We start from the raw sequence: 25,476 nt of genomic DNA on the forward strand, positions 1-25,476 counted from the left end.
AAATAAAGGATGCCTTTCATGGAGAATTTTCGCCTAGCCAGATATCGATTCCATATCCGGGCGGGGGAGCGTGGATTGGATCTACCCCCTTTTAAAGGTTCGGCTCTACGGGGAGTGATGGGGCGGGTTATGCAGCAGATGTCCTGTGCCGATTCGGATTTGCAATGTTCGGATTGCCATCTGCGTCCGCAGTGTCCCTATGCTTATGTTTTCGAAACTGCTCCTTCGCCGGTAGCTGCTATGATGAGCGGTTATGACCAGGTACCACGACCCTATGTAATTGAACCGCCACCAGGGGGACAGGAATTCCTGCCTCCAGGAGGGGAGATGGCTTTTGACCTGCTTTTATTTGGACGGGCTATCCCTTTGTTCCCCTACTTTTTGGTTGCATTCCGGGAAGGGGGGCGCATCGGACTGGGAAGTGGCAAGAAGAAGTATAAACTGGTAAGGGTAGAAGCGGTAAATGATTTTACCAGTAGCAGAGAAGACGTTTTTTTAAGCGGAGGTAACCTGCGCTCGGGTTATGAGGTGGAATGGAGTGGCCAGGAGGTTCTTCTTGCCAGCGCTGCTATGCAACCAGTCCGGGAGGTGACAATTGATTTCATCACCCCTACCCAGTTGATGGCTGATGGGAATAAGCTATCCCAATTGCAAGAATTAGATTTTGTTGTACTGCTGCGTAACATATTGCGCCGCTATTCCAGTCTCTATGTTCACCATCATGATATACTGCCGGAAGAGAGTTTTGCAGCTTTACTGGAGAAGGCTGGGGAAGTCAGTTATGGCAGGGGTGAAGGACAGGTTGAGAGATGGGAACGTTATTCTATGCGCCGGGAACAACGCAATCCTATGGAAGGATTTACTGGTTGGTTGAAATATACCGGAGACCTATCACCGTTTGCGCCTTATCTAATGCTGGGGCAGTGGTTGCATATAGGTAAATGGTCGGTATTTGGGATGGGTAAATACAGCTGCGAATTTAGTTAGATGATGAAAAGCCACAATATTGAGGAATGATAAATGGCCACAGGTAGGAATAGAAGGTATAATGTGGAAAAAGTATATATAAAAACATATTAGGTATACTCCCAACAATAGCCCGCAAACGCCGAAAGTCCATGGGAGGTTAGCGATTTTAAAGAGTGAGGGAGATTGAGTGAGATTAATGAAGCATGAAGTATATAAAACACTTCGGAAAATGGGGTGGCAAACTCCTTAACAATGACCAGCCCGCTTTCCAGGGCATTGAGACAGAGTGATAGTCTGACGGCATGCCGTAACAGCTATACCCCGGAGTAATGCTGATTTTTTTTATGCCCATTCTTCCTGAGTTTGACAGTTAAGGTAAAAGGTCAGCTTCTGGACATTTAACACCGTCTATTGCTGGACATTATGGGGTGGCAGTAATTATAAAGCAAATAAGGGGCTTACGCCCCTTATTTTTGTTCAATGCTTATATTTAAACGAAGTTCCGAGTTAGACAGCTTCTCAGATGCAAGCAATAGTTGAAGTGTTTCATTAATGAATCGGCCGTTTCCCTGGGTGTCCAGATAGAAAGAAAACTTTGTTTCTTCTTTTTCCTCCTCCAGCTCGAGTGAAGACTTAAACCTGTCTGCGTCTTCTATTTGAACGATATTGCTGCTGCTCGAACGCATTGTCTGAACAGCTTCGTTTAATGCTTTTTCTGGTGATGCGTTTTCTTTTCGCTGCCTTCCTCTTTTAGAATCTACCGGGATATTAAAATCATGGAGCATACTGTATACTTTTGTTCTGGACATTTCCCATGCCTTGGCTATGCCGCTTACTCCTATTTCATTCTTGAGTTCCTGAAGAATCTTTTGTTTATCTTTTTCGGACATACTTTCAAAATCAGATAAAGAAACAGCCATAATTTAACCTCCTATGTATTTTCCAATATTATATCCGTAACGATTGAAAAATATTCCATTTGCCATCATTCGAATTCAAAATAAATCACCCATTAAAGTACAGAACAAAATGTTGCGACATATCTTGAATGAAGTTATCATTTATAGAGATAAGATAGATATAGTTAAAGACTGGCGAAAGTGGTGAAATGGTGACAGCCTTATCAATAATAAAGGAGGCAGAACACTCCCTGCAAATGGTGTTTAACGAACTGGAGGAAATAGCTTATGCCAACCAGGTCAGGGTAATCGAAGCTTTTCACAAACACCGGGTCCGGGAATATTATTTTTACCCTTCTACCGGCTATGGTTATGGAGACAGCGGCAGGGATGCTCTGGAAGATATATTTGCTGAGATCTTTGGCGTCGAAGATGCCCTGGTAAGAAGCCAAATCGTGTCTGGGACCCATGCCATATCAGCCTGTCTATTTGCCCTATTAAGACCGGGCGATGAGCTGATATCTCTTACTGGCAGTCCCTATGATACCCTCTGCCGGATTATCGGCCATGAAGAGAAATCTCTTGGTACCTTGATAGATAAGGGGATAAAATACAGTGAAGTTGATTTGGATGAACGGGGCAAACCTGACCTGACAGCTATTGCTGCCGCCATAAAAGATACCACCAGGATGGTTTTAATACAGCGTTCCCGTGGTTATAAAACTCGACCGCCGGTAGATTTGGAAACTATTGCGGCCATGACTAAACTGGTTAAAGCAAGAAATCCCGCCACTATTGTTATGCTGGATAATTGCTACGGTGAATTCACCGCGGTGCAAGAACCCGGGCACTATGGAGTAGATATTATAGCGGGTTCATTGATAAAGAACCCGGGGGGCGGCCTTATACCTTCCGGGGGATATATAGCCGGCAACAAGGATTTGATTGAACTGCTAGCCTTTCATCTTACTGCGCCTGGATTGGGCAAAGAACTGGGTGCCAGCCTGTTGGACAAGCGTATTATGTATCAGGGTTTATTCCTGGCTCCCCATACGGTTTTGCAGGCTTTAAAGGGTGCGGTTCTTCTAGCTTATGTTTTTGAAGAGCATGGTTATGAGGTCTTTCCTCGTTGGAACGAAAAACGCTCTGATATTGTACAGGCGGTAAAACTGAGGGATGCAGCTGAGGTTTTGCGCTTCTGCCAGGAGGTACAGAACGCTTCCCCGGTGGATAGTGATGTTACTTTGGAGTATGGCGAGCTGCCAGCTTACCGGGATAAGATTGTAATGGCCGCCGGTACCTTTGTGCAAGGTTCTTCGATTGAACTTTCCTGTGATGCCCCTTTGCGCTCACCCCACTGCGTATTTCTCCAGGGGGGGCTTAGCTATGAACATTGCCGCTTTCTGCTGCAGCGTTTGTTGGATAGCTTTCTGCTGGGAAATGCCTGAAAGAACCAAAAGCTAGTTTGTATCCTCGGGGTATTGGGAGTATTATACTTATAACAGAAGCTGATCAGATATGAGAAGGAGGCGGTTTAGAAGTGGAAGGTAGTATCATGGCATTGATAATAGTAATGATTCTGCTCTTGCTGGGAATTGGCGGAACGATTCTGCCTCTATTGCCCGGCATACCATTAATGTTTGTGTCCATTGCCGCTTATGGCTGGTATGAGGGTTTCCATATTATTACCCCCAAATACATTTGTATACTGGCGGCATTGATCGTTATTTCGCTAATAGTGGACTATCTTTCCACGGTTCTGGGGGCTAAATATTTTGGGTCCAGCAAGAAAGGTATGTGGGGAGCCCTGTTGGGTACCTTCATCGGCTTATTTCTATTTCCCCCTCTGGGCCTTCTGTTAGGGCCATTCCTGGGAGCAATGATAGGAGAATACATCGAAATACAGGATATGGAAAAAGCGGTTAAAATCGGTGTGGGTACGGTGGTGGGCTTGTTCTCCGGCATGGTGTTCAAGCTGGTGCTGGCTATCGGGATGTTTGTATCCTTTCTTATTGTGGTATTTTGATTTTAATAAGGCGGAGGTTGGATTTTGGATAGTGAATATATTTTCCAAAAAGTTAAAGAAGATAATGTAAAATTTATTCGTTTGCAGTTTACTGATATCTTAGGCGTTTTAAAGGCTATTTCGATAACGGCGGATCAACTGCAGAAGGCTTTGGATGGTGAGCTAATGTTTGATGGATCATCGATTGAAGGATTTGTGCGTATCGAAGAATCAGATATGTACCTTAAACCCGACCCATCGACATTTTTGGTCCTGCCCTGGAACAGTACCACCTCAAAGGCGAAAACCGCCCGGATAATCTGTGATATTTTTGATTCCAACGGAGAGCCTTTTACCGGATGTCCTCGCTTTGCTCTATCCCGGGCTATTAAGGAAGCTGGAGAAATGGGCTTCAATATGCAGGTTGGACCTGAACCCGAGTTTTTTATGTTTCACCTCGATGAAAACGGAATTCCCAGCCTGCAAACCAATGATAAAGCTGGTTATTTCGATCTTCCTCCCGTGGATAAAGGCGAGGAAGCCCGCCGGGATATGGTCGAGGTATTGCAAAGCCTGGGTTTTGAAATCGAGGCTGCGCACCATGAGGTAGCTCCTGGACAACATGAAATAGATTTTAAATACACTGATGCCTTGAGAACGGCTGATAATATCGTAACTTTTCGCATTGCCGTCAGGATTGTCGCCCGGCGTCATGGTCTTCATGCTACTTTTATGCCCAAACCGATTTACGGAATAAATGGTTCAGGGATGCACCTGCATGTATCTTTGTTTCGTGGAGGAGAGAATATATTTTTCGATCCCAATGCGGCTGATGGTTTGAGTGAAACCTGTCGTTATTTCATCGCTGGAGTAATAAAGCATGCCCGGGCAACCGCTGCAATAACTAATCCGACCGTCAATTCCTACAAGCGACTGGTACCCGGCTATGAGGCTCCCGTATATATTGCCTGGTCTCACCGCAATCGCAGCCCTTTGATCAGGATACCTGCACGCCGGGGTATTGGAACCAGAATAGAGATACGCAATCCCGACCCCAGTTGTAACCCGTACTTGGGTCTGGCGGTAATCTTGAAAGCAGGTCTGGATGGAATCCGTAACCGGCTAACACCGCCGCTGCCGGTGGAGCAAAACATTTACGAAATGGATCTGGCTACTAGAAAACAGCAGGGAATAGAATCCCTGCCGGAGAATCTCTATGAGGCTATCGATGAGCTGCGCCGGGATGAAATAATCCAGGAGGCATTGGGATCGCATATTTATTCTCGTTTTGTGCTCGCCAAGATGAAAGAGTGGGAAAGTTACAGCTCCCGGGTTTATGATTGGGAACTGGCCGAGTACCTGGAGAAATTTTAAAGATTGATATCGTTTCAAAAAATAACAAATATTATGCTTATAAAAATAATAGCTCCAGTAACATTAATAGCCACCAGGCACTCAGTGCTTACTACCTTAATTTAGAAAAGGCGAATATTAATTTGAGTGCCGGATGCAACCCTTATGAAACAAAAGGGATTTTTGCGGTAGAACCCAGATATACCCTATATTCTACGCAGTAAACCTGCAACCTTGCCGGCAATCTGAACATCGTTAACCATGATGGAATCCATTGAAGCATTCTCCGGCCTTAACTCGACATAATCATCCCATTTATAATATCGCTTTACCGTAGCTTCATTATCCAGAAGGGCTACAACGATCTCTCCGTTGGATGCATCAGCTTGCTCCCTTACAATAAGATAATCTCCGTCCAGTATTCCGGCTTCAATCATGCTGTCTCCCTTTACCTTCAATATGAAATGATTTCCGCTTCCCAGAAAATCCACCGGTACGGAAAGATAATTATCAATATTCTGCTCCGCCAGGATAGGTGAACCGGCAGCCACATTGCCAACAACAGGAACGGACAGGGCCTCGCTTTGAAGTAAAGGTTCATTATCCAATGGTATAATGGCCCTTGGTTTAGCGGGATCCCGGCGTAAAAAACCCTTCTCTTCAAGACGGACTAGGTGAGCATGAACGGTGGAACTCGATTTTAGCCCAACGGCCTGGCCTATTTCTCTAACTGAAGGGGGATAACCCTTCTCCCGGCTGCTTTGTTTTATGAAATCCAGGATTTGCTTTTGCCTTTCACTTAAGTTTAATTTATTATTCATTTCCTACCTCCACAGGGATTTATTTTGATTATAGCATGAATCAGGGATAAAAAAACAGTTGTTCGTTCTAAATCCAAAAAGATTCCCGATCTATATTTTCAATACTGGCCAGAAACTTCTTGCGTGCTCCGGGGAAGTGGGATTCAATAAGGTTTAGCATTTTCCCGACTTCAGCTCGCTTGCCGACTCCATCTGCAGGGCAGCGGTTGGGTGAAGGAGAAAGACCCTTAGCTTCGATAAAGCGTTCTATATCAGCTTCTTCTACATAAATCAGAGGTCGGATTATGGTGATATCCATTCGATCCAGGTAGGTGCTGGGCTTAAATACCTTAAATCGACCCTCAAAAAGCATGGAGAGAAACATGGTATTAACTACATCATCAAGATGATGACCGAGGGCTACTTTATTACAATTGAGATTTTTGGCCACACGATTCAGGGCTCCCCGGCGCAGGTTGGCACATAGCGAACAAGGGTTTTTCTCCTGGCGATTATCAAAGACTATTTGCCCAATATTGGTCTTTTCTACAGTCAAGGGGGTTCCCAGTTCCTCGCAAAAAGCCAGCATAACCTTAATATCATTTTCCCAACCGAGATCGAGATAAACAGGAAAAAGTAAAAAATCCAGGGGGGTATAGCGATATAGCAGCAGCAAAAAATAGAGCAGGGTAAGACTGTCTTTGCCCCCTGACATCCCTATGGCCACCCGGTCGCCATTCTCCACCAGCCGGTATTTTAAATTGGCATCGCGAATTTTTCTAAAAATCTTCTTCTCCAAACGCTTATTCATCACTTAGCTTCCCTATAACTTTTCGTAAAGTATCCAAACAAAGTACAAAGGAATAATACTTTTAATGTTAACTCTACTGCGAAAACCCCTTTTGTTGCATAAGGGTTGCATAAATATATAAAACGCTGGCGAAGGTGAAAGCGGGCGCTCGAAGACCGCCCTTACAATGCCTTGCAGTCCCTATTAAGGTTGCACCCTGTCGGGCACTTCTGATGCTCCCTTCGGTCGCTATTAAGGTTGCTGAGCGGTATATTTATGCACACTAATGCATATTTATTACTTTTTGCAGTGACATCAATGTTGAAAAAGGGGAGCTTGTTTCTCCCCTTTATAAATTATCTATTTCTTGGCCGGTGTTTGCTTGAGACTCTGGCTTAGTAACTCTACCGGGTGCATGACAGTGGCGTTCCACTTGTGCCTTTGCACTCCGTGTCTTAGTTGCATCATGCAACTAGGGCAGCAGGTAGCAATCACTGCGGCAGCAGTTTCCATAGCACTATCCATCTTTTTGTCCAGAATTCGCATGGACAGGTCATAGTGGGTTAGACTATAGGTTCCGGAACCGCCACAACAGCGATTGGCTTCGCCCATTTCTATATATTCCACTTCCGGTATCTGCTTAAGAAGCTCTCTGGGAGCCTTTTTTATTCCCTGGGCATTGGCCAGGTGACAGGGGTCATGATAAGTTACCTTTATTCTGTCATCTACTTCTTTGCCGGGCAGCTTGAGCTCAAGCTTTTCCATCAGGAATTGGGTTAAATCCATTACCTTTTGGGAAAAAGCTATAGCCTCATCCTCAATCTTCAAACCTCCCAACAGGAATTCCATGTTCTTTGAGGATAAAGCTGACGAACAGGAGGCGCAATCAGTAACAATATAGTCATAATCACCGTTGTTGAATATCTTAATATTGTGGACGGCCAATTTCCTGGCCGTATCCATCTTGCCATTGGCAATGTGCGGTAGACCACAGCACTTCATATCCCGGGGAATAATTACTTCACAACCGTAGTGGGTAAGTACATCCACCGTAGCCCGTGCTACCTGGGGATTCAAGAGGTCAGTACCACAACCCAGGAAATAGGCTATACGATATTTCTTTTCCCCCCGGGCCGGGTTATATTCGGGAAGAAAGCTTCGCGCTGACTGTCGGGGAACGGAAGCTAAGATTTTCTCCGCTTTAGATAAATCACCAGGTAGAATACTGGTTAATCCCAGATGGCGAGCCAAGCTCTGCAACCCGCTTTTTTGAGCTCCCCACATAAACTTGCTGGAGGCTTTGAGCAAACCCGGTCTGGTCCACAGGCTGTCAAATATCAGTTCCTTGCTCAGACTGGGATTCTTGTCGTATATATAGGAACGGGCCGCCGCATTCAGTTCATGTATATCTATTCCCGAGGGACAATTGACACTGCAGTTCTCACACATAAGGCAATTGCTTAAACGTTCATTCACATCGTTATTCGGCTCAACCTTGCCATCTCTTAGCATCTGCACCATGAAAACATGTCCCCGGGGGGCGGCGGTTTCATTTCTAATTTCAGCAAAAACCGGGCATACACTTCTGCATTTACCACAACGCACACATTTCATTATTTGATCTTTTACGGGAGGCAATTTATGAAACTCCACCAAAACCTCCTCCTTCCAATGAACTAACCCTCCATGTCGAAGGACCCAAGAATGATGACCCTACTACCCTTTCGCCTGCTCGTCTTTGCCGGGTGTTGCGTCCAGGCTTCGCTAACGCTCGCTTTGTATATTTATGCAATAACCCTTATGCAACAAAAAGGGTTTTGTAGCGGAACCAAGAGATGTAGTAGGAAATAATTTTACATCTTCACCCCTTACTCCAACCCTTTTGCGGTTAGATCAGCTTACCCGGATTCATTATGCCCAGGGGATCGAAAACCCTCTTTATATCACGCATAAGTTGGGCGGCTCGACCGTGCTCCAGTTCAGCGTATTGCCGGCGGACAGCGCCAACCCCATGTTCGCCGGTAGTGGAACCCTCCATGGCAATAGCCAGGAGGTGAATTTCATGTACCATTTCCATGACCTTTTTTACTTCTTCGGGATTTTCTGGATTGATAACTGGAGCGGTATGAACATTACCATCTCCAATATGGCCATAATTTACCACCTTTATCCCATATTTGTCTCCCAAGGCTCTTATGGCCCTGAGGGTATCGGCCACACGAGCCAGGGGAACACTTATGTCTTCTCCGGCAAAGACCCGGCTGGCATCAGCCCTTACTCTGGCAGCAGCCGTAGCGGTTATGCTTCGTCCCTCCCATAATTCAGCCATTCTCTTAGGTTCAGTGGCCCATTCTATGCTACGGGCCCTTTTTCCCACCACTTCTTTTATAAGTGAACCCTCATATTCAACACTGGGGGGGTTACCGTCAACTTCAAACAAGAGAATAGCTTCCGCCTGGGGAAGATTTATTTCCGGTTTAAACTGGTTTACTGCATCAATAGCAGAACGGTCAAGAATTTCAATACCCGAGGGCAGAATACCAGCCTGGTATACATCCAAGACAGCAGCGGGGGCATCGTCCAGTTCATCGAATACGGCCATGGCAATCCCGCGAGCTTTAGGCCTGGGCCAGCAGCGCAAGCGAATCCTGGTTACAATCCCCAGTATGCCTTCCGAGCCTACCATTAGCTTGGTAAGGTTCAAACCGGAAACATTCTTTATACATTTGGCCTTAACTCCTCCAGTAGTAATCACTTCTCCATTGGGCAATACCACTTCCAAACCTAAAATATATTGTTCAGTACAGCCGTATTTTACCGCCCTCAAGCCGCTGGCATTGTTCGCGACCATGCCTCCTATAGTACACATCTGACTGCTTCCGGGATCAGGAGGGAAAAATAGATTATATTTAGAAAGTTCCTTGTTTAGTTGGGCATGAATAACCCCGGGACGGACGATAACTTGCATGTTGGGAGCATCTATTTCCACGATTTCATCCCAGGTAGACAAATCCAGAACTATTCCACCCTTTATGGCAATACATCCACCGGTTTCACCGGTTCCCGCACCGCGGGGAACAATATCAACATTATTCTCAAAGGCAAAACTGGCGATATTTTGTACTTCTTCTGTGGAGCGAGGAAAAACCACAGCCAGGGGACTGCTAGGCTCCAGCTTGGTCAAGAAGGAACTATCATAGGAATAATACATCAAATCGAGTTCTTCACTCAGAACCTTTTCCTTACCCAGCATTTCAATTAAAGCTTTTTTTATCTTATCTTTATCCAAAGAAATTCACTCCCCTAAAAACTAATATACTTAAGAAAATCTCCAAATTCCTTGCCTATTATAACACAGATGAGCTTGGAGAGGATTCATAATTTCGACTACCTTATGATTTTGGCCGAAGCTTTCTTTCCACCTTACTCTTCGTAGTCCCCCACCTCCATTCGATTGTTTGGCAGAGTGTTTTACTTAAATTTGCCAATATTACTAAAATTGCTACATCTTGATTAATACTGTTTTATCACAGGCCTTCTAGGACCGAAAGGCCTGTGATAAAACAGCAAATATCGACAATTAATGCATTTGTACAAGCTAAAATGCATTATTGCATGATTAGACTGATCGCAAAATATCCGCGATCACCCCTATAGTACGGGTTCGGATGTGAATAATAGGATTTGCCTTCAACAAACTGCATTATTGCATGATAAAATTGGCGTAATTGCATTACGGATCAGCAAAAACTTTATCTCATATTTGGATATAAATTATATGCAAAGGGCAGATAAACCCATGAGACTGCGTTTTACATGATTAGAGAAAGTTTTTGGCATTCAATTTGCATGTTTATTGCTGAAAGGATTGAATATTTAGAAATTTCCAACGAAGACGCTTCCAGGGCCAACTAAATAAAAAAAGCATTATGAAAGGGGTTGATGCTAGAAGCATTCTTATTTTCTGTTCGGTTTATCAGATATAAGTATAAGGAGGAGTTATAATAATGAGTTTTGCGGACGAATATAGAAAAAAGTTAGTGTCAGCGGATGAGGCAGTAAGAATCGTAAAATCTGGAGACTGGATCGATTTTGGCTCCTTTTTAGGGCAGGTCAGAACTCTGGACAAGGCTTTGGCAAAACGCAAGGATGAACTGTTTGATGTTAAAATCTGGACTTGTGTTAACCCCTATCCAACCGAGGTCAATGTGGCTGATCCCGAGGGTGACTCCTTTGTCTGGCATAGCTGGCATATGTCCGGAGCAGACCGCAAGGTCGCAAAAACCAAACCGGTTTATTATTCTTCGATAGTCTACTCGGAGCTTCCGCGTTATGTCCGGGAGCACATTGAACCCCTGGCGGTAGCTATGCTTCAAGTTACTCCCATGGATAAACACGGATATTTCAATTTTGGACCCCAGGCTACCCATACCCGGGCAGTTTGTGACCGGGCAGAAAAGATTATTGTGGAAGTAAACGAAAAACAGCCCCGTTGCCTGGGTGGGTATGAAGAGGCTATCCACATTTCGGAAGTTGATTATATTGTGGAAGGGGAAAATCAACCTCTGGCCCAGATTCCCGCTCCGCCTCTTACCGAAGTAGATGAAAAGATAGCTAAACTTATTTTAAAAGATATGCATGATGGCTGTTGTGTTCAGTTGGGAATTGGCGGTATTCCTAATGCGGTGGGCATGATGATTGCTGACTCCGACCTGAAGGATCTGGGATGTCACACCGAAATGCTGGTGGATGCCTATGTCTATATGCATGAGGCCGGAAAGCTGAGTGGCAGCAAAAAACAAACCGATCCCGGAAAAATGGTTTATACTTTTGCTCTGGGTACCCAGATGCTTTATGATTTTATCGATGACAATACCAAGTGTGCCATGTATCCAGTTAATTATACCAATAAACCAGCTATTTCTGCACTCAACGATAATCTTATAACCATTAATAATGCGGTAGAAATCGATCTTTATGGGCAGGTTTGTGCCGAGTCATCAGGATTCCGCCAGATAAGTGGAACCGGAGGACAGTTCGATTTCGTTCTGGCTGGTTATCTTTCCCGGGGGGGCAAATCCTTTGTGTGCTTGCCTTCTTCTTATACTACTGCAGATGGCAGCATTAAATCCAGAATATGTCCCGGTCTTCCTCCGGGCGGTATAGTAACCGATACCCGATCCATGGCCCCTATCATCGTCACCGAATATGGCAAATTCCATCAAAAGGGCATGTCGGTCTGGCAGCGGGCTGAAGGCTTGATCGGTATTGCTCACCCTGATACCAGAGATGAATTGATTAAAGCAGCCGAAGCTCAGGGCATTTGGAGAAGAAGCAACAAAATAAGCTAACCCTTAATGCTTGTTAGTCTAAGCGCCCTGTAGTTATAACGGGGTGAAATATGTCCTCCGCTTCTTTAAGCAGTGGGGCTTCTATAAAGAAAACAGGTGCGGGTTCTAATTCCTCCACCTCGTTGCAGCGGTGTGTTGAAACTGCTCCGCAGTTTCTTCCGATGCTTAAAAAGGAATAACCAACTACTGCGAAAAGTCGTGATGCGAATAATAAAAGAATAAGAATTTTATTATAAAGCACCCCAATAAAACCAAATAGCCCCATATTATATTCCCCCAGTTTTTTTAAAAGCGGCAGAATCTAGACTGCCGCTTCATTTTTTAATCTAAAGTTGGAGTTACAGTTAAAAAGGTTTTAATAATTGGATATAATCTATATTAGACTTGACTCTGCTGCAAAAACCCCTTTATATGCAAGCTAATGTATGTTTATAATTTTTTGCAGTGGAATTAGACTTTAATACTATTGTTCTTGCTTCTCAAAAGCCAGATTTTGCAGCAGCGCTAGACATAGTTCCTTGTTTATGGCATAAATTTAAACTGGAAGGCCAGCAGGATTTAGCATCCATTTAAATTGTGGAAAAGGCGGGACTACGCTATACAGCGAGTTACTAACGATATCTGCCTGTCAGGCTGATTAATGTTTAAAGGAGACTTTATGTATTCTGAATTATTTGACTTTTTGCCCCGAGAAAGAATAAGAATTAACGAACCTATGAAAGATCATAGCAGCTTTAAAATAGGTGGCCCAGTAGATATTTTGGTCTTGCCGGAGAGCGTTGAAGAAATTCAAAGGACTATTCACTATTGCCGTGAAAAAGATATACCTTATTTTATTTTTGGTCTGGGCAGCAATCTCCTGGTCAGAGACAAAGGAATCAGAGGAGTAGCTATAAAAGTTGGGAATAATCTGAGGAACTTTTCTATCTTCAACGAAGAAATATTTGCTGAGGCCGGGGTCAGGCTGGCGGAGCTGTCCCAGGCGGCTGCCGACTACAACCTTGGTGGTCTTGAATTTGCTGAAGGAATACCTGGAAGCCTGGGAGGAGCAGTGGTAATGAATGCTGGCGCCTATGGCGGGGAAATGAAAGATGTCCTGAAGGAAGTCAGGGCAATTACTCCTGACGGAAAATTGTCCAGCTTTAAGCCAGAAGAAATGAAACTGCGCTACCGGGGAAGCATCTTTCAGGAAGAAGAACTGATTGTAGTCTCGGCCCTTATGCAATTGCGCAGGGAAAAGGCAGAGGATATTAGAGCCAGGATGCAGGACTTTGCTAAACGGCGCCGGGAAAAACAGCCCCTGGAATACCCCAGTGCGGGCAGTACTTTTCGGCGGCCTTCAGGATTCTTTGTAGGACCAATGATTGAAGAGATGGGCCTTAAAGGCTTTAAAGTTGGCGGAGCCGAGGTTTCCCGCAAACATGCTGGCTTTATCATTAATACCGGTAATGCTAGCGCCAGTGAGGTGCTGGAATTGATTGCGATAGTCAAGGCTAAAGCCAAAGAGCATTATGGAATAGAGCTAGAGACAGAAATTAAGGTAGTTGGAGAAGAATGATTATTAAGAAAATATATTACGGGGTTTGGTGAAATATTATGAAACTACTATTAACCACCCTCAATGCCAAATATATTCACTCATGTCTGGCTCTGGCCTATCTTCAAGCGGCTGCTGCTGATGACAGGTGGGAGACTAAAGTACGCGAGTTTACCATAAACGAAAAGAACGAGTACATTATGGCAGAAATATTTCGCGAGCAGCCTGATGTGCTGGCTTTTTCTGTTTATATTTGGAATGTTTGCGCCATCTTGGAGATATGTCGCGAATACAAGAAGGTAGCTCCACAAAGCTATATTATCCTGGGAGGACCGGAAGTAAGTTATGATGCTAAAAATATTTTAATGGAGAATCCCAGCATTGATTGCATAATACGCGGAGAAGGGGAGGAGAGCATAAAGGAGGTTCTGGAGAGTATAGCTGGGAGCAAATCCCGGGCAGAGGTAAAGGGGATAAGCTACCGTGATGGGGCCTCGATTCTAGATAATCCCGATAGGGAACTGATAGCCGAGCTGGGTATGGTTCCTTTTCCTTATCAGGACCAACTGGATTCCTACCACAACCGTATTTTGTATTACGAGACCTCCCGGGGTTGCCCCTATAATTGCAGCTACTGCCTATCCTCAACCATCAAGGGGGTGCGCTTTTTCCCCCTGGATAGGGTAAAAGAGGACCTGGCTAAATTGATTCACGCCGGGGTAAAGGAAGTGAAATTTGTTGACCGGACCTTTAATGCTGATGAAAGACGGGCCCGGGCAATCATGGAGTTTATTATTTCCCAGGGGGGAAATACCCGCTTTCATTGTGAGATAGCCGCAGATTATTTATCCCCGGAATTCATCTCATTCCTTACCACCGTACCACCAGATTTATTTAATTTTGAAATCGGTATTCAGTCTACCTGCCCAGAAAGCCTAAAAGCAGTAAGGCGGAAAAGCAACTGGCAACGCTTGAGGACTAACATTGAAAGCCTGCAGTCTGCCGGGAACCTCCACCTGCACCTCGATCTTATTGCTGGCCTACCTTACGAAAGCTTGGAGCGATTTGGCCGTTCTTTCAATGATGTTTTTTCTATACGCCCGGATGTAATCCAGCTGGGTTTCCTCAAGCTCTTGAAGGGTTCGGAAATACGGGCTGTTGCCAGGGAACATGGATATATGTTTCAGGACAAACCCCCATACCAGTTGCTGGCCAATCATTATCTCGACTACACTGATATCTTGCAGTTAAAACAAATAGAGAACCTGCTGGATCGTTATTACAATTCGGGCCAGATGCGTTTTACACTGGATTATATCGTACAGCAAATCTATCAGGGTGATGCTTTTAGTTTCCTGGCTGCTTTTGCCTCTTATTGGCAGGAACAGGGGTATTTTGCCTGCTCTCACCGCCGGGAAGCGGAGTATAATTTTCTGCTGGATTTTATTAAGAGTAATTTTGTTATGTTTCAGGAAACAGTCAATGAGCTGCTAAAATATGATTATCTCTGGAATCAGCAATCATCTAATCTACCCTCCAAATTGAGTGGCTGCAATCCGGAAAACACGAGCCAGATACTCTACACAGTGATAAAAGACCAGGATTTTGTACAATCAAATCTACCTCCATATGCCAGCACAAAAAGCAACCGGGAATTGCGCAGGCTGCTACATCTCGAATTCTTTAAAATCGACCTGAATACTGGAATAGAGTCTTCCCAGCTTATCCCTTACCTGTTTCTCTATAATCCCCGCCGGAAAAAAGCAGAAGAGTTGATAAAGGTGCCGGGCACCTTTATCAACTCTGAATGAATCAATTCTTATTAAAATTAATTATAAGAATTTTTTGTTCTTGGGATGATAATGTGTATGCAGGAGCTCGTGAGATTTATGTCCCAGAGGTTCATGCAGGAATTCCTCGTAAAGGGTTTTAACTTCCGGATTATCGTGTGATTTTCTCAGAGGCAATCCGGCATCCTCTGCATAAATAGCCTCTATGCGTTCCACCCGTTTGACATTGGCTTTGGTGATGGGCTGACCGCCGCCGCCGATACAACCACCGGGACAAGCCATTATTTCAATGAAATGATAAGGCGACTCGCCTGCTCTAACCTGCTCCATTAGTTTGCGGGCATTGGCCAGTCCATTGGCGATAGCTACCTTGACTACCGTACCATCCAAATCCACATCAGCTTCCTTAATACCAGTTATACCGCGGGTAGCGACAAAATTTACATCTTCCAAGGTCTTTCCGGTCACTACCTCATAAACGGTACGCAGAGCCGCTTCCATAACCCCGCCGGAAGCGCCAAAGATTACGGCTGCGCCAGTGTATTTACCCATCCAGGAATCGAAATCGGAGGCGGGCAGCCTGCTGAAATCAAGGCCGCTCATACGGAATAGTCGTCCTATTTCACGGGTGGTTAATACCAGATCAACATCCTGATAGCCACTATCATTCATTTCTGGACGGGCCGCCTCAAATTTTTTGGCTACACAGGGCATAATGGATACCGAATAAATATTGGCCGGGTCAATACCCATCTTCTCGGCCCAGTAGGTCTTGACCAGAGCTCCAAACATCTGCTGGGGTGACTTGCAGGTAGAGAGGTTGTCCAGGAGATCCGGATAGAAAGTTTCACAGAAGTTGATCCAGCCGGGACTGCAGGAAGTGAACATGGGTAGAGTTCCGCCTTCCTTCAAGCGCTTCAAAAGTTCGTTGCCTTCTTCCAGAATAGTAAGGTCAGCTGTAAAGTTGGTATGCAGCACATGATCAAAACCGATTTGACGAAGTCCCTGTACAAAGGTCCCCATCGGCATTTCACCGGTCATCATGCCTACTTCTTCAGCAATAGCCACTCTGACTGCAGGTGCTATCTGGGTTATCACCACTTTGTCGGGGTTAGCTACCGCAGCCAGGAATTCATCAATCTGTTCTATTTCGCCAATGGCACCAACCGGGCAGGCGTGGATACATTGTCCACACATTATGCAAGGGCTGTCAATCAAGGCTTTGCCCAGGGTAGGAACCACCATCGAATCATAGCCCCGACCCTCCAGACCCAGGGCATTTACGCTCTGGACAACTGAACAAACTTCAACACAACGGCGACAGAGTATACATTTATCCTGATCCCGGAATAGTGATGGAGTGGAAAAGTCTTTTTCAAATCCCCGTACCTTGTATTCAAACGGATTCTCTCTTATGCAGTATTCCTGGGCCAGGTCCTGCAGTTCGCAATTGCCGTTTCTTATACAGTTCAGGCAATCTTGCGGGTGATTGGATAGTATCAATTCCAATATAGTTTTTCTGGCTTCTAAAACCTTCGGTGTCCTGGTTTTTACGACCATTCCTTCAAAAACGGGCATGGCGCAGGCCGCTTGCAGCAAGCGGTTGCCTTCTACTTCACATACACATACTCTGCAGTTGGCTTTTATCGACTGGTCAGGATGAAAACACAGGGTAGGTATTTTAATGCCGACTTCGCTAGCTGCCTGCAGGATGGTAGAGCCCTCAGGAACGGATACTTTAATTCCGTCTATTGTCAGGTTAACCATTCATTTTCCCTCCTTTGCTCTTTCCTACATGAATTTAGCTTCATAATCGGCTTTAAAGTGCTTGATAGTGGTCAATACCGGAGCGGGGGCGGCCTGACCCAGGCCACAGAGACAGGAATAGGACATTACATTGCCTAACTTTTCCAGCAAAGCAATATCTTTGTTCGAGCCTCGTCCTTCATTAATCTTTTCCATAAGCTCTGCGGTTCTGGCGGTGCCTTCGCGGCAGGGAGCACATTTTCCACAGGATTCATGTTCAAAAAATCCAGCTATCCTGGTGGCTACATCGACAACATCCCGGCTCTCATCAATTACGAAAGTGGCACCGGAGCCTAGAGTAGCTCCAATAGCGGACATGGAATCAAAAGCTACCGGGGTATCCAGCAGAGCTTCAGGAATGAAAGCACCTGATGTCCCGCCGATTTGCACCGCTTTAAATTTCTTACCACCCGGGATGCCTCCACCGAATTGGAAGACTATCTCCCTGATAGTGGTGCTGGTGGGAACCTCAAAAAAGGTTCTATTGTTGACATCACCAGTCAGGGTAAAGACTTTGGTTCCCGGATAGGCAGGGTTGCCAATGCTGGCATACCAATCGGCTCCTTTTTCGATTATGACAGGAATATTGGCAAAGGTCTCCACATTGTTGACGATAGTAGGCTTGGACCATAATCCTTCGGAAGGTGGATAAGGGGGCTTAAAGCGTGGCTCACCGCGTTTTCCCTCAATAGATTCGATAAGAGCGGTTTCTTCACCGCAAACATATGCTCCGGCTCCGCTTCTTACTTCGATATCAAAATTTTTTACCAATCCCTTTTCTCTAGCCTGGTTAATCGCAGTATTCAGGGTGCTTATCAGGAAAGGGTATTCTCCTCTAAGATATATATAACCCTGGGTCGCTCCAATAGCATAGGCACAAATAGCCATTCCTTCAATTAAAGTATGCGGGTCATTTTCCATGATCAACCGGTCTTTGTAAGTACCTGGTTCGCCTTCATCAGCATTACATATGACATATTTCTGATCAGCCTGTGCGCCAGCGGCAAAAGACCACTTCATTCCACAGTTAAAACCAGCACCACCGCGGCCTCTAAGGTTGGATTTCTTGACTTCGGCAATGAGATCTGCGGTATTCATAGCCCGGGCTTTTTCCAGGGACTTATAGCCGCCCTGAGTCAAATAGTCATCGATCTTCAGGGGGGCGATCTTACCGTAGTTCCGCAGCACTATACGCATTTCCTCGGCCATTCGTATGCCTCCTTTCTATATTCTAGTTTTAAAACCCCAACTAAAGTTTTGATATACTATTTTATTTGTATTCCGCAATAATGGCGGGAATTTTAGCTGGACTGACATCCAGATACGGCTTACCGTTAATGGTAATGACCGGTGTAGCCTGGCATTGCCCAACACACTCGGTAAATTCCAGAGCAAATTTTCCATCAGCCGTACTCTCTCCCATCTTGATTCCCAGTTCTCTTTCCAGCGCTGCTACTACATCAGATGCTCCAGCTACATGACAGGGAGCGCTTTCACAAATTCTAACAACATTTTTACCGCGAGCTTCAACCGAGAACATGGAGTAAAAAGTAGCGATACCATAGGCTTCGGCCGTTGATAGTTTGAATATACGAGCCGCTTCAGCTATGGCTTCCTCCGGCAGGTAACTGAATTCCCTCAATAGCGCATGGTAAGCTTCAATAATTCCCCCTGCTTTTCCATCATACTGGGCAATTATCTCCTTATAGTCCATCCTCCTATACCTCCTTCCTTTGCTTATTTGGTTTTGTAGTAACTGCCATAGAGCTACTAGTCCACACTTATGATTAACATAATATAATACCGTCAAAATAGAAAGTTCAAAATTTCTCAAATTAGCAGAATTCTTTGGGATTTATTAGTGAATAGTTCGTTTTATTCCTTTTTCATTAGTTTCTTATTTATCTGGGTGGTCTATACTCAAAAACGAGTCAAGGGAGGTTCTGTGAAATCAGTTTTGGATTCAAATAGAGTTATTGGTAAATAATCTGGAACTAGAGATAATTGTAGGGCAAGCATTCATGCTTGCCCTACATTATTCCTGCTTTCCTGATAAATCCAGGAAACTATGTTTGACTCTACTGCATCGACCGCCCGCTTTCACCTTCGCCAGCGTTTTGTATATTTATTCAACCCTTATGCAACAAAAGGGGTTTTTGCAGTAGAATCATAAATATTTAAGGATTTAACCCTGCTTCAGTTCCTCCCGGCGCCGAAAATAATGGGGGGAGTCGCCCCATTTCCAATAGCCCAGCTTAAACCCGCCGGCTTCAACCTCCGCCGCTATTTCTTCCATACGCTTGTGTTCTTTATTATCATAGAGAGAGTAATCCCCCCGGTTTTCTTCCGGGGTAAGTACCGGCATTATTATGTTGGCACCAGCCATTAATCCCAATCTCAGTCCTAGCGGATTAATGCTCTGCAAAGCGGTGGAAGCCACCATATTAATATCCGGCATGGTCAGGCGGGCCAGGGCCAGCATTTTGATGGTCAGGGTAAAGGCATCCCGCTGGCGGTTATCCGGCACCCGCGACAGGGGAGTATCAGAATGGGGGACATAGGGACCCAAACCCAGCATATCAATATCCCTATTTTGAAAAAAGGCCAGGTCTTGAGCCAGCTGTTCACTGCTTTGTCCGGGCAGTCCTACCATAATCCCCGTACCCACCTGGTAGCCGATATCCTTCAAGGCGTCCAGGCATTCCAGCCGTCTATCATAAAGCTGGGAGGGAGGATGTATTTTTTTAAACAACTGGGGGTCAGAAGTTTCAATGCGCAAGAGGTAACGATGAGCACCGGCTTGCCAGAGTTGCAGGTATTGCTGGTAGCTCAATTCGCCCACACTCAAAGTAACCCCCAGGCCCTGATGGCCCCGCTGTCTGCTGCTGAGAATAATCTCCTCGACGATAGCCGCTAAAAGATCTACCTGATCCGGGCTGTCTATCTCCCCCGACTGCAGGGCAATGGATTGAAAACCCAGGTCGTAAGCCATCATAGCCAATTCTATTATTTGTTCTTCATCAAGCTGGTAACGATGGATATTTTCGTTGCTTTTCCTCAGGCCGCAATAGAGGCAGTTGCGCGGGCAATAGTTGGAGAATTCTATGAGTCCACGCAGGTATACCTCCTTTCCCAGCTGTTTAATACGGGTATTATGGGCCGCTTGCAGCAGGGAATTAAGGATTTCCGGCTCATTGCTGTTTAGAATTTCAACTATTTCTTGTTCTCGGTAAGGGTTCATCTTCAAAACACTCCTTGAGAATAGCAATCAATTGCTCCAGGTCAGCAGGGGAAAGCGAATTGGCGTTGTCTATCAACAGTCCATATTTATCATTCAGCTTTATGCGCAATGGATTAAAAGGGATATCAACAAAATTTCCCAGCAGCTGTGCCCATCTTCTACCATAAATCCTGGCCCAGCGCATTTTTATTTGGGGATAAATACGCAATATCTGATTATCGCATAAACGAAGGTATTCCTCACCGTCTTTTTCCGGGTAGTGGTCAAGATTAATCTTAAGTTCTTCTAAGGATTCCTGCACTTTGTTCACCACCTAGCCTGAATTAGAGGAATAAATCCCTCTCTCCATTCTCTATACGCTCCAACATTTCTACTACCGTAGCTCTCACTTGTTCATTGGGGAGAGCTGCCAGTTCCTTATCAATTAAATAGGAAGCCGCCTCTTTGGTTTCTTCGCTGGCATAGTCTAAAAGGTATTCCTTGAAGGTCAAAATGGCGTTGGGCATACAAAGATTATGGATTTTACCCTTCTTGGCTATTCCCATAAAGCAGCCGCCGGTACGACCACAGCGATAATCGGCCGTACAGAAGGAAGTGATAAAACCGAGCTTGGCCATGTCCCGGATGGCTTCGTCCAGGCTGCGGTTATCGCCCAGAATAAACTGCTGCCGTTGATAGTCCACAGCATCTTCACTATAGCTTCCCACACCTATATTGGAACCGGCATCTATCTGGCTGCAGCCCACCTGAATCACCTCATTGCGAATCTCCGCATTCTCGCGGGCGGTCAATATCATTCCAGTGTAGGGAACAGAAAGACGAATAACCGTAACCAGTTTTTTGAAGGTCCTATCATCCACATAATAGCTGTTGTTTTGCAGAAATGGGGTATTCAAAGCAGGCTGCAAGCGGGGAAAGGATATAGTATGGGGTCCAACCCCAGCAAATTTTTCTTCCAGATCAATGGTATGCATTAAGAGTCCCATTACTTCAAACTTCCAGTCATACAGGCCAAAAAGGGCTCCAATACCCACATCATCCACCCCGGCATCCATAGCCCGGTGCAGGGCATATAGACGCCAACCGTAATCCGCTTTTAAGCCACGGGGATGAAGCTTTTTGTAAGAAGGATAATGGTAGGTTTCCTGAAAGACCTGAAAGGTGCCGATGCCTACTTCCTTTAATATACGAAGATCTTCAATGGACATGGGTGCGGCGTTAACATTGACCCGGCGAATTTCACCATTTCCTTCTTTGGTGGCATAGGCAGTTCTCAGGGTATCGGCAATATAGTTGACATCAGATTTGGGATGTTCTCCATAAACCATAATCAAGCGTTTGTGGCCTTTGCCTATTAGAGCTTTAACTTCTGCGCTTAACTCCGAGGCATTCATTCTTTTTCTGATGGTTTCCCGGTTATCGCAGCGAAAACCACAATACACACAGTTATTCACACAATAGTTGCTGACATAAAGCGGAGCAAAAAAAACAATCCTTCTTCCATAGACCTTATGTTTAATCTGTAGACCGGTAGCATACATTTCCTCCCAGAGCTCTTCATCAGTGCAATTAAGTAGGGCGGCTGTTTCCGCTGGTTCCAGACGGTTCAGCTCCAGGGCTTTGGCCATGATTTCTCGAATTTGCTGCTTTTCCGGCTGTTTGTTGGCCATCAGGGTTTCCTGGATAAAGCCTTCGTCGATAAAACTTTTCCCATTATTCTTGTACTTTTCAACCTGCTCTGGCTTAATAACATTATCAATCCACCGGTTAACTGATACCGCTTCCATACCAATTCTCCTCCTTTAACCCTTAAACTGAATAAAATAAAACCGCTCACCCCGAAAAGAGGTAAGCGGTCAATACTTACTTTGCTTCCCCCCTTTAACTCAGTTCCTACCTCATTATCAGGGTGCTAATATGCTATTCTTACAATTATTCTTAGCTTCCTTTAGTTAAGGCGCTTTTTACGGTTACCCCGGATATATTTCCTAGTTTCCCGGTTAGGGCTCCCAATTCATCGGTACTGCCGTCTACAATTAAAGCGATAACGGCCAGATCTTTTTGACGATAGGGAAGTCCCATGCGACCAATAATCATACTGGCATGGTTAGTTAAAACCTGGTTTACCTGGGGAACGGCATCACGATTCTCCACCACTATACCTATTACTCCAATGCGCTTGTCAGACAAGGGCTTTTCCTCCCTCCAACGGAACATCTCTAATTTACCTTTACCTGGCACTAATTGCTGATGGCCAGTTGATTTATAGCTTGTATAAATATACCGCTCCAGCGTCCTTAATAGCGACCGAAGGGAGCATCAGTTGTGTCCGACAGGGCGCTATGCATGGGCAACACCTGCGGCTTGTCTCGCGGCTCAAGGGGTACCGCATCAAAAGGGGTTTTTGCAGTAGAGTCGCAGTTTAATTAATAAAAAAAAGTGCTTATCCTGATAAGGACTCAGGATAAGCACCGTATTAGCTGGATTTCCTGACCCCTCTAAAGCAGCTTATGCCTTTTTATCAGGGACTAAAACTAATTTTATTATTTGTATAATACCTTATCAGTAAAAGAAATACCAGTAAAATTTATTTGCAGATATTTAGTTAAACTTGGCCTGGTAGTCAGCATTAAAGTTCTTTATGGTAGTAAGCACCGGAGCAGGTGCTGCCTGGCCCAGCCCGCACAGGCAGGCTACTGACATTACCTTGCCCAGACGGCCTAGGAGTTCAACATCTTCCGCACTGCCTTCGCCGACATTAAGCCGTTCCATCATTTCATGCATTCTCTTGGTACCTTCGCGGCAGGGTGAACACTTGCCACAGGATTCATGTTCGAAGAATTTGGCGATACGGGCTACTACATCTACAATGTCGCGGCTTTCATCCATTACGAAAACTGCACCGGAACCAAGTACGGCACCAATTGAGTTCATGGAGTCAAAATCAATAGGGGTATCCAAGTTGGACTCGGGGATAAAACCACCTGATGTTCCACCTATCTGCACCGCTTTGAACTTTTTACCGCCGGCTACACCGCCGCCGAGTCCGAAAATGACCTCTCTGATAGTGGTGTTCGTAGGCACTTCGAAAAAGGTGCGGTTATTGACATCGCCAGTCAGGGTTAAAACTTTGGTACCCGGATAATTAGGAGCGCCAATGGCTTTGTACCAATCTCCGCCTTTTTCAATAATAATGGGAATGTTGGCGAAGGTTTCAACATTGTTTACAATAGTCGGTTTTTGCCACAAACCAATAACCGGTGGAAAGGGAGGTTTGAAGCGGGGTTCACCCCGGTGTCCCTCAATGGATTCAATCAGAGCACTCTCTTCGCCGCAAACATAAGCTCCTCCACCCATCCTGACTTCCACATCAAAATCACCCAGTACGCCCTTGGCTTTAGCCTGGGCAATGGCCTGGTTTAAAGTGTCGACTACATAGGGATATTCACCCCGGCAATAAATATAGCCTTTTTTGGATCCTATAGCATAACCGCATATAGCCATACCTTCGATTACGCTCTGGGGGTCGTTTTCCATAATGATACGGTCTTTATAGGTGCCGGGTTCTCCTTCATCCGCATTACAGACCACATATTTTTCTTCCGATTGCACCTGATAAGAGAAATTCCATTTCATACCGGCATTGAAACCAGCACCCCCGCGTCCTCGCAGATTGGATTTTTTTACTTCTTCAATGACTTCCGTTTGCTTCATGCCGCGGGCCTTTTCCAGTGATTTGTAACCCCCGGCAGCTATATAATCATCGATTTTCAGTGGATCAATCTTACCGTAGTTGCGCAAGACTATGCGCATTTCCTCGGCCATTGTATTCCCTCCTTTCTTTTTCTTCTGCTTTACTTGTATTCAGCCAGAACCCCGGATACTTTTTCCGGAGTCATATCTCCATAGGGTTTACTGTTGACGGTAATAACCGGGGTGGCCTGACACTGACCTACGCATTCGCATAATTCCAGGGTAAACTTTCCGTCAGAAGTGGTATCACCCATCTGGATTCCCAGTTCCTTTTCCAGAGCAGCTATAACTTCAGCGGCACCGGCTACATGGCAGGGAGCACTTTCACAAATACGGATAACATTTTTGCCTCTCTTTCCCACTTTAAAGTAGGAATAGAATGTGGCTACCCCCCAGGCTTTAGCGGTTGGAATACCAAAAACCTCAGCGGCAACCCGGATAGCATCTTCCGGAATATAACTGTATTCCCGTTGCAGGGCATGATAGGCTTCTATGATTCCACCGGGAAGATCCTGGTATTTGCTGATTATATCCTCATAGTTTGCCATTGGTTAATATTCACCTCCCTGTTATTTAGCATTGTTATTTGAAACACTTACGATTATAAATATTACCTCTGGTTAAACTGCACTCCTATCCAGAAGCAGTATCGAAACTTCCGAACCTGCTTCCATCGGTGGATGCCCGGGCGGCATATCAATAAGGGCATTGCAATCTACCAAAGAGCGAATCATACTGGGCTTTTGCCCGGGCAGTATAGATACGGTCCATCCATCTTCGCGGGGTGAAGCCAGAGCCCGGATAAACCTGCGTGATCCAGTTTTCTTGGCATAAGGGCTGGAACATATGGCATTTACCCGAGGCAACAGAGGTTCAATTCCCTGTAAAGCTCTTAAGGCCGTGGCGGCAAAAAGATGATAGCCCACAGCACAAGCCGCTGGATTGCCGGAAAGGGAAATAATGAGCCGGGAACCTAGCAGGGCAGCTCCGTTATGGCTTCCTGGTTGTAGGGGAATCTCCCGAAACAGGGGACGGGCTCTAATTTCATCTATTAGAACATGAATCTCATTAATACCATCGGTATAAGTCCCGCCGGTGGTTATTACCAGCTCAGAGTGCTCCAGCATTTGCAAAAGCTGGGATTTGATTTGAGTCATATCCTTTTGGCCAGCCAGTTCAACT

At 45.3% G+C, this 25,476-nt stretch carries 23 protein-coding genes; 7 read left to right on the forward strand and 16 right to left on the reverse strand.

Features of this window, described 5'->3' with window-relative positions:
• Window positions 1–18: 18 nt before the first annotated feature.
• Complete coding sequence (cas6, locus tag PHP87_RS02835; RefSeq protein ID WP_299918185.1) at window positions 19–987, forward strand: CRISPR system precrRNA processing endoribonuclease RAMP protein Cas6; 969 nt, start codon at window positions 19–21, stop codon at window positions 985–987.
• A 449-nt stretch (window positions 988–1,436) separates the two neighbouring features.
• On the opposite strand, the gene PHP87_RS02840 is transcribed toward cas6, so the two are convergent.
• Entirely contained in the window at window positions 1,437–1,889 is a 453-nt protein-coding gene (locus PHP87_RS02840) for a hypothetical protein (RefSeq protein WP_299918187.1), read from the reverse strand.
• Window positions 1,890–2,077: 188 nt separating this feature from the next.
• On the opposite strand from PHP87_RS02840, the gene PHP87_RS02845 reads away from it, so the two are divergent.
• From PHP87_RS02845 to glnA, 3 genes are all read left to right on the forward strand, one after another.
• Window positions 2,078–3,316, forward strand: coding sequence for a methionine gamma-lyase family protein (locus PHP87_RS02845; protein ID WP_299918188.1), 1,239 nt, complete (start codon window positions 2,078–2,080; stop codon window positions 3,314–3,316).
• 92 nt (window positions 3,317–3,408) lie between these two features.
• A complete protein-coding gene (locus PHP87_RS02850; RefSeq protein WP_299918189.1) occupies window positions 3,409–3,894 on the forward strand; it encodes a DUF456 domain-containing protein in 486 nt (161 codons plus the stop codon).
• A gap of 24 nt (window positions 3,895–3,918) precedes the next feature.
• Window positions 3,919–5,247: a type I glutamate--ammonia ligase gene (gene glnA, locus PHP87_RS02855; protein ID WP_299918191.1), complete on the forward strand. Its 1,329-nt coding sequence runs from the start codon at window positions 3,919–3,921 to the stop codon at window positions 5,245–5,247.
• A 185-nt stretch (window positions 5,248–5,432) separates the two neighbouring features.
• On the opposite strand, the gene lexA is transcribed toward glnA, so the two are convergent.
• The 4 genes from lexA to PHP87_RS02875 form a co-directional block, all read right to left on the reverse strand.
• A complete protein-coding gene (lexA, locus tag PHP87_RS02860) occupies window positions 5,433–6,047 on the reverse strand; it encodes a transcriptional repressor LexA (protein ID WP_299918194.1) in 615 nt (204 codons plus the stop codon).
• 67 nt (window positions 6,048–6,114) lie between these two features.
• Entirely contained in the window at window positions 6,115–6,837 is a 723-nt protein-coding gene (locus tag PHP87_RS02865) for an ATP-binding protein (RefSeq protein WP_299918197.1), read from the reverse strand.
• Window positions 6,838–7,176: 339 nt separating this feature from the next.
• Window positions 7,177–8,469, reverse strand: a complete 1,293-nt coding sequence (locus PHP87_RS02870; protein WP_299918200.1) for a (Fe-S)-binding protein — start codon at window positions 8,467–8,469, stop codon at window positions 7,177–7,179.
• Window positions 8,470–8,704: 235 nt separating this feature from the next.
• Complete coding sequence (locus PHP87_RS02875) at window positions 8,705–10,105, reverse strand: FAD-binding oxidoreductase (protein WP_299918202.1); 1,401 nt, start codon at window positions 10,103–10,105, stop codon at window positions 8,705–8,707.
• Window positions 10,106–10,823: 718 nt separating this feature from the next.
• Here PHP87_RS02875 and PHP87_RS02880 point away from each other — a divergent pair.
• Window positions 10,824–12,167, forward strand: coding sequence for an acetyl-CoA hydrolase/transferase C-terminal domain-containing protein (locus PHP87_RS02880; RefSeq protein WP_299918205.1), 1,344 nt, complete (start codon window positions 10,824–10,826; stop codon window positions 12,165–12,167).
• 13 nt (window positions 12,168–12,180) lie between these two features.
• Here PHP87_RS02880 and PHP87_RS02885 read toward each other — a convergent pair whose 3' ends face one another.
• A complete protein-coding gene (locus PHP87_RS02885; RefSeq protein WP_299918208.1) occupies window positions 12,181–12,432 on the reverse strand; it encodes a hypothetical protein in 252 nt (83 codons plus the stop codon).
• A 393-nt stretch (window positions 12,433–12,825) separates the two neighbouring features.
• Here PHP87_RS02885 and murB point away from each other — a divergent pair, with 393 nt between their 5' ends.
• Window positions 12,826–13,725 (forward strand): UDP-N-acetylmuramate dehydrogenase, encoded by a 900-nt coding sequence (gene murB / locus PHP87_RS02890; RefSeq protein WP_299918211.1) that lies wholly within the window; start codon window positions 12,826–12,828, stop codon window positions 13,723–13,725.
• Between the two features lie 38 nt (window positions 13,726–13,763).
• The gene (locus tag PHP87_RS02895) at window positions 13,764–15,515 is read left to right on the forward strand and encodes a B12-binding domain-containing radical SAM protein (protein WP_299918214.1); all 1,752 of its coding nucleotides are present in this window, start codon (window positions 13,764–13,766) and stop codon (window positions 15,513–15,515) included.
• Window positions 15,516–15,536: 21 nt separating this feature from the next.
• Here the strand turns inward: PHP87_RS02895 and PHP87_RS02900 are convergent, their stop codons facing one another.
• The 10 genes from PHP87_RS02900 to PHP87_RS02945 form a co-directional block, all read right to left on the reverse strand.
• On the reverse strand, window positions 15,537–17,261 hold the full coding sequence (locus PHP87_RS02900; protein ID WP_299918216.1) for an NADH-dependent [FeFe] hydrogenase, group A6: 1,725 nt from the start codon (window positions 17,259–17,261) through the stop codon (window positions 15,537–15,539).
• 24 nt (window positions 17,262–17,285) lie between these two features.
• Complete coding sequence (gene nuoF / locus PHP87_RS02905; RefSeq protein WP_299918219.1) at window positions 17,286–18,509, reverse strand: NADH-quinone oxidoreductase subunit NuoF; 1,224 nt, start codon at window positions 18,507–18,509, stop codon at window positions 17,286–17,288.
• Window positions 18,510–18,570: 61 nt separating this feature from the next.
• Entirely contained in the window at window positions 18,571–19,014 is a 444-nt protein-coding gene (locus tag PHP87_RS02910; RefSeq protein ID WP_299918221.1) for an NAD(P)H-dependent oxidoreductase subunit E, read from the reverse strand.
• Window positions 19,015–19,485: 471 nt separating this feature from the next.
• The gene (gene hydE, locus PHP87_RS02915; RefSeq protein ID WP_299918224.1) at window positions 19,486–20,541 is read right to left on the reverse strand and encodes a [FeFe] hydrogenase H-cluster radical SAM maturase HydE; all 1,056 of its coding nucleotides are present in this window, start codon (window positions 20,539–20,541) and stop codon (window positions 19,486–19,488) included.
• Window positions 20,510–20,842 carry a hypothetical protein gene (locus PHP87_RS02920; protein WP_299918227.1) on the reverse strand — a complete coding sequence of 111 codons (333 nt, stop codon included), beginning with the start codon at window positions 20,840–20,842 and terminating at the stop codon, window positions 20,510–20,512. Before PHP87_RS02920 ends, hydE begins: the two co-directional genes overlap by 32 nt.
• A gap of 22 nt (window positions 20,843–20,864) precedes the next feature.
• The gene (gene hydG / locus PHP87_RS02925; RefSeq protein ID WP_299918229.1) at window positions 20,865–22,328 is read right to left on the reverse strand and encodes a [FeFe] hydrogenase H-cluster radical SAM maturase HydG; all 1,464 of its coding nucleotides are present in this window, start codon (window positions 22,326–22,328) and stop codon (window positions 20,865–20,867) included.
• Window positions 22,329–22,479: 151 nt separating this feature from the next.
• Window positions 22,480–22,731 (reverse strand): TM1266 family iron-only hydrogenase system putative regulator, encoded by a 252-nt coding sequence (locus tag PHP87_RS02930; RefSeq protein WP_299918231.1) that lies wholly within the window; start codon window positions 22,729–22,731, stop codon window positions 22,480–22,482.
• Window positions 22,732–23,142: 411 nt separating this feature from the next.
• Window positions 23,143–24,366 (reverse strand): NADH-quinone oxidoreductase subunit NuoF, encoded by a 1,224-nt coding sequence (gene nuoF / locus PHP87_RS02935; protein ID WP_299918233.1) that lies wholly within the window; start codon window positions 24,364–24,366, stop codon window positions 23,143–23,145.
• A 29-nt stretch (window positions 24,367–24,395) separates the two neighbouring features.
• Window positions 24,396–24,842: an NAD(P)H-dependent oxidoreductase subunit E gene (locus tag PHP87_RS02940; RefSeq protein ID WP_276624284.1), complete on the reverse strand. Its 447-nt coding sequence runs from the start codon at window positions 24,840–24,842 to the stop codon at window positions 24,396–24,398.
• A 72-nt stretch (window positions 24,843–24,914) separates the two neighbouring features.
• A partial coding sequence (locus tag PHP87_RS02945) for a molybdopterin-binding protein (RefSeq protein WP_366942882.1) occupies window positions 24,915–25,476 on the reverse strand: 562 nt, incomplete at its 5' end.

The organism is Syntrophomonas sp. (genome assembly GCF_028707975.1).
Taxonomy (GTDB): Bacteria; Bacillota; Syntrophomonadia; order Syntrophomonadales; family Syntrophomonadaceae; genus Syntrophomonas.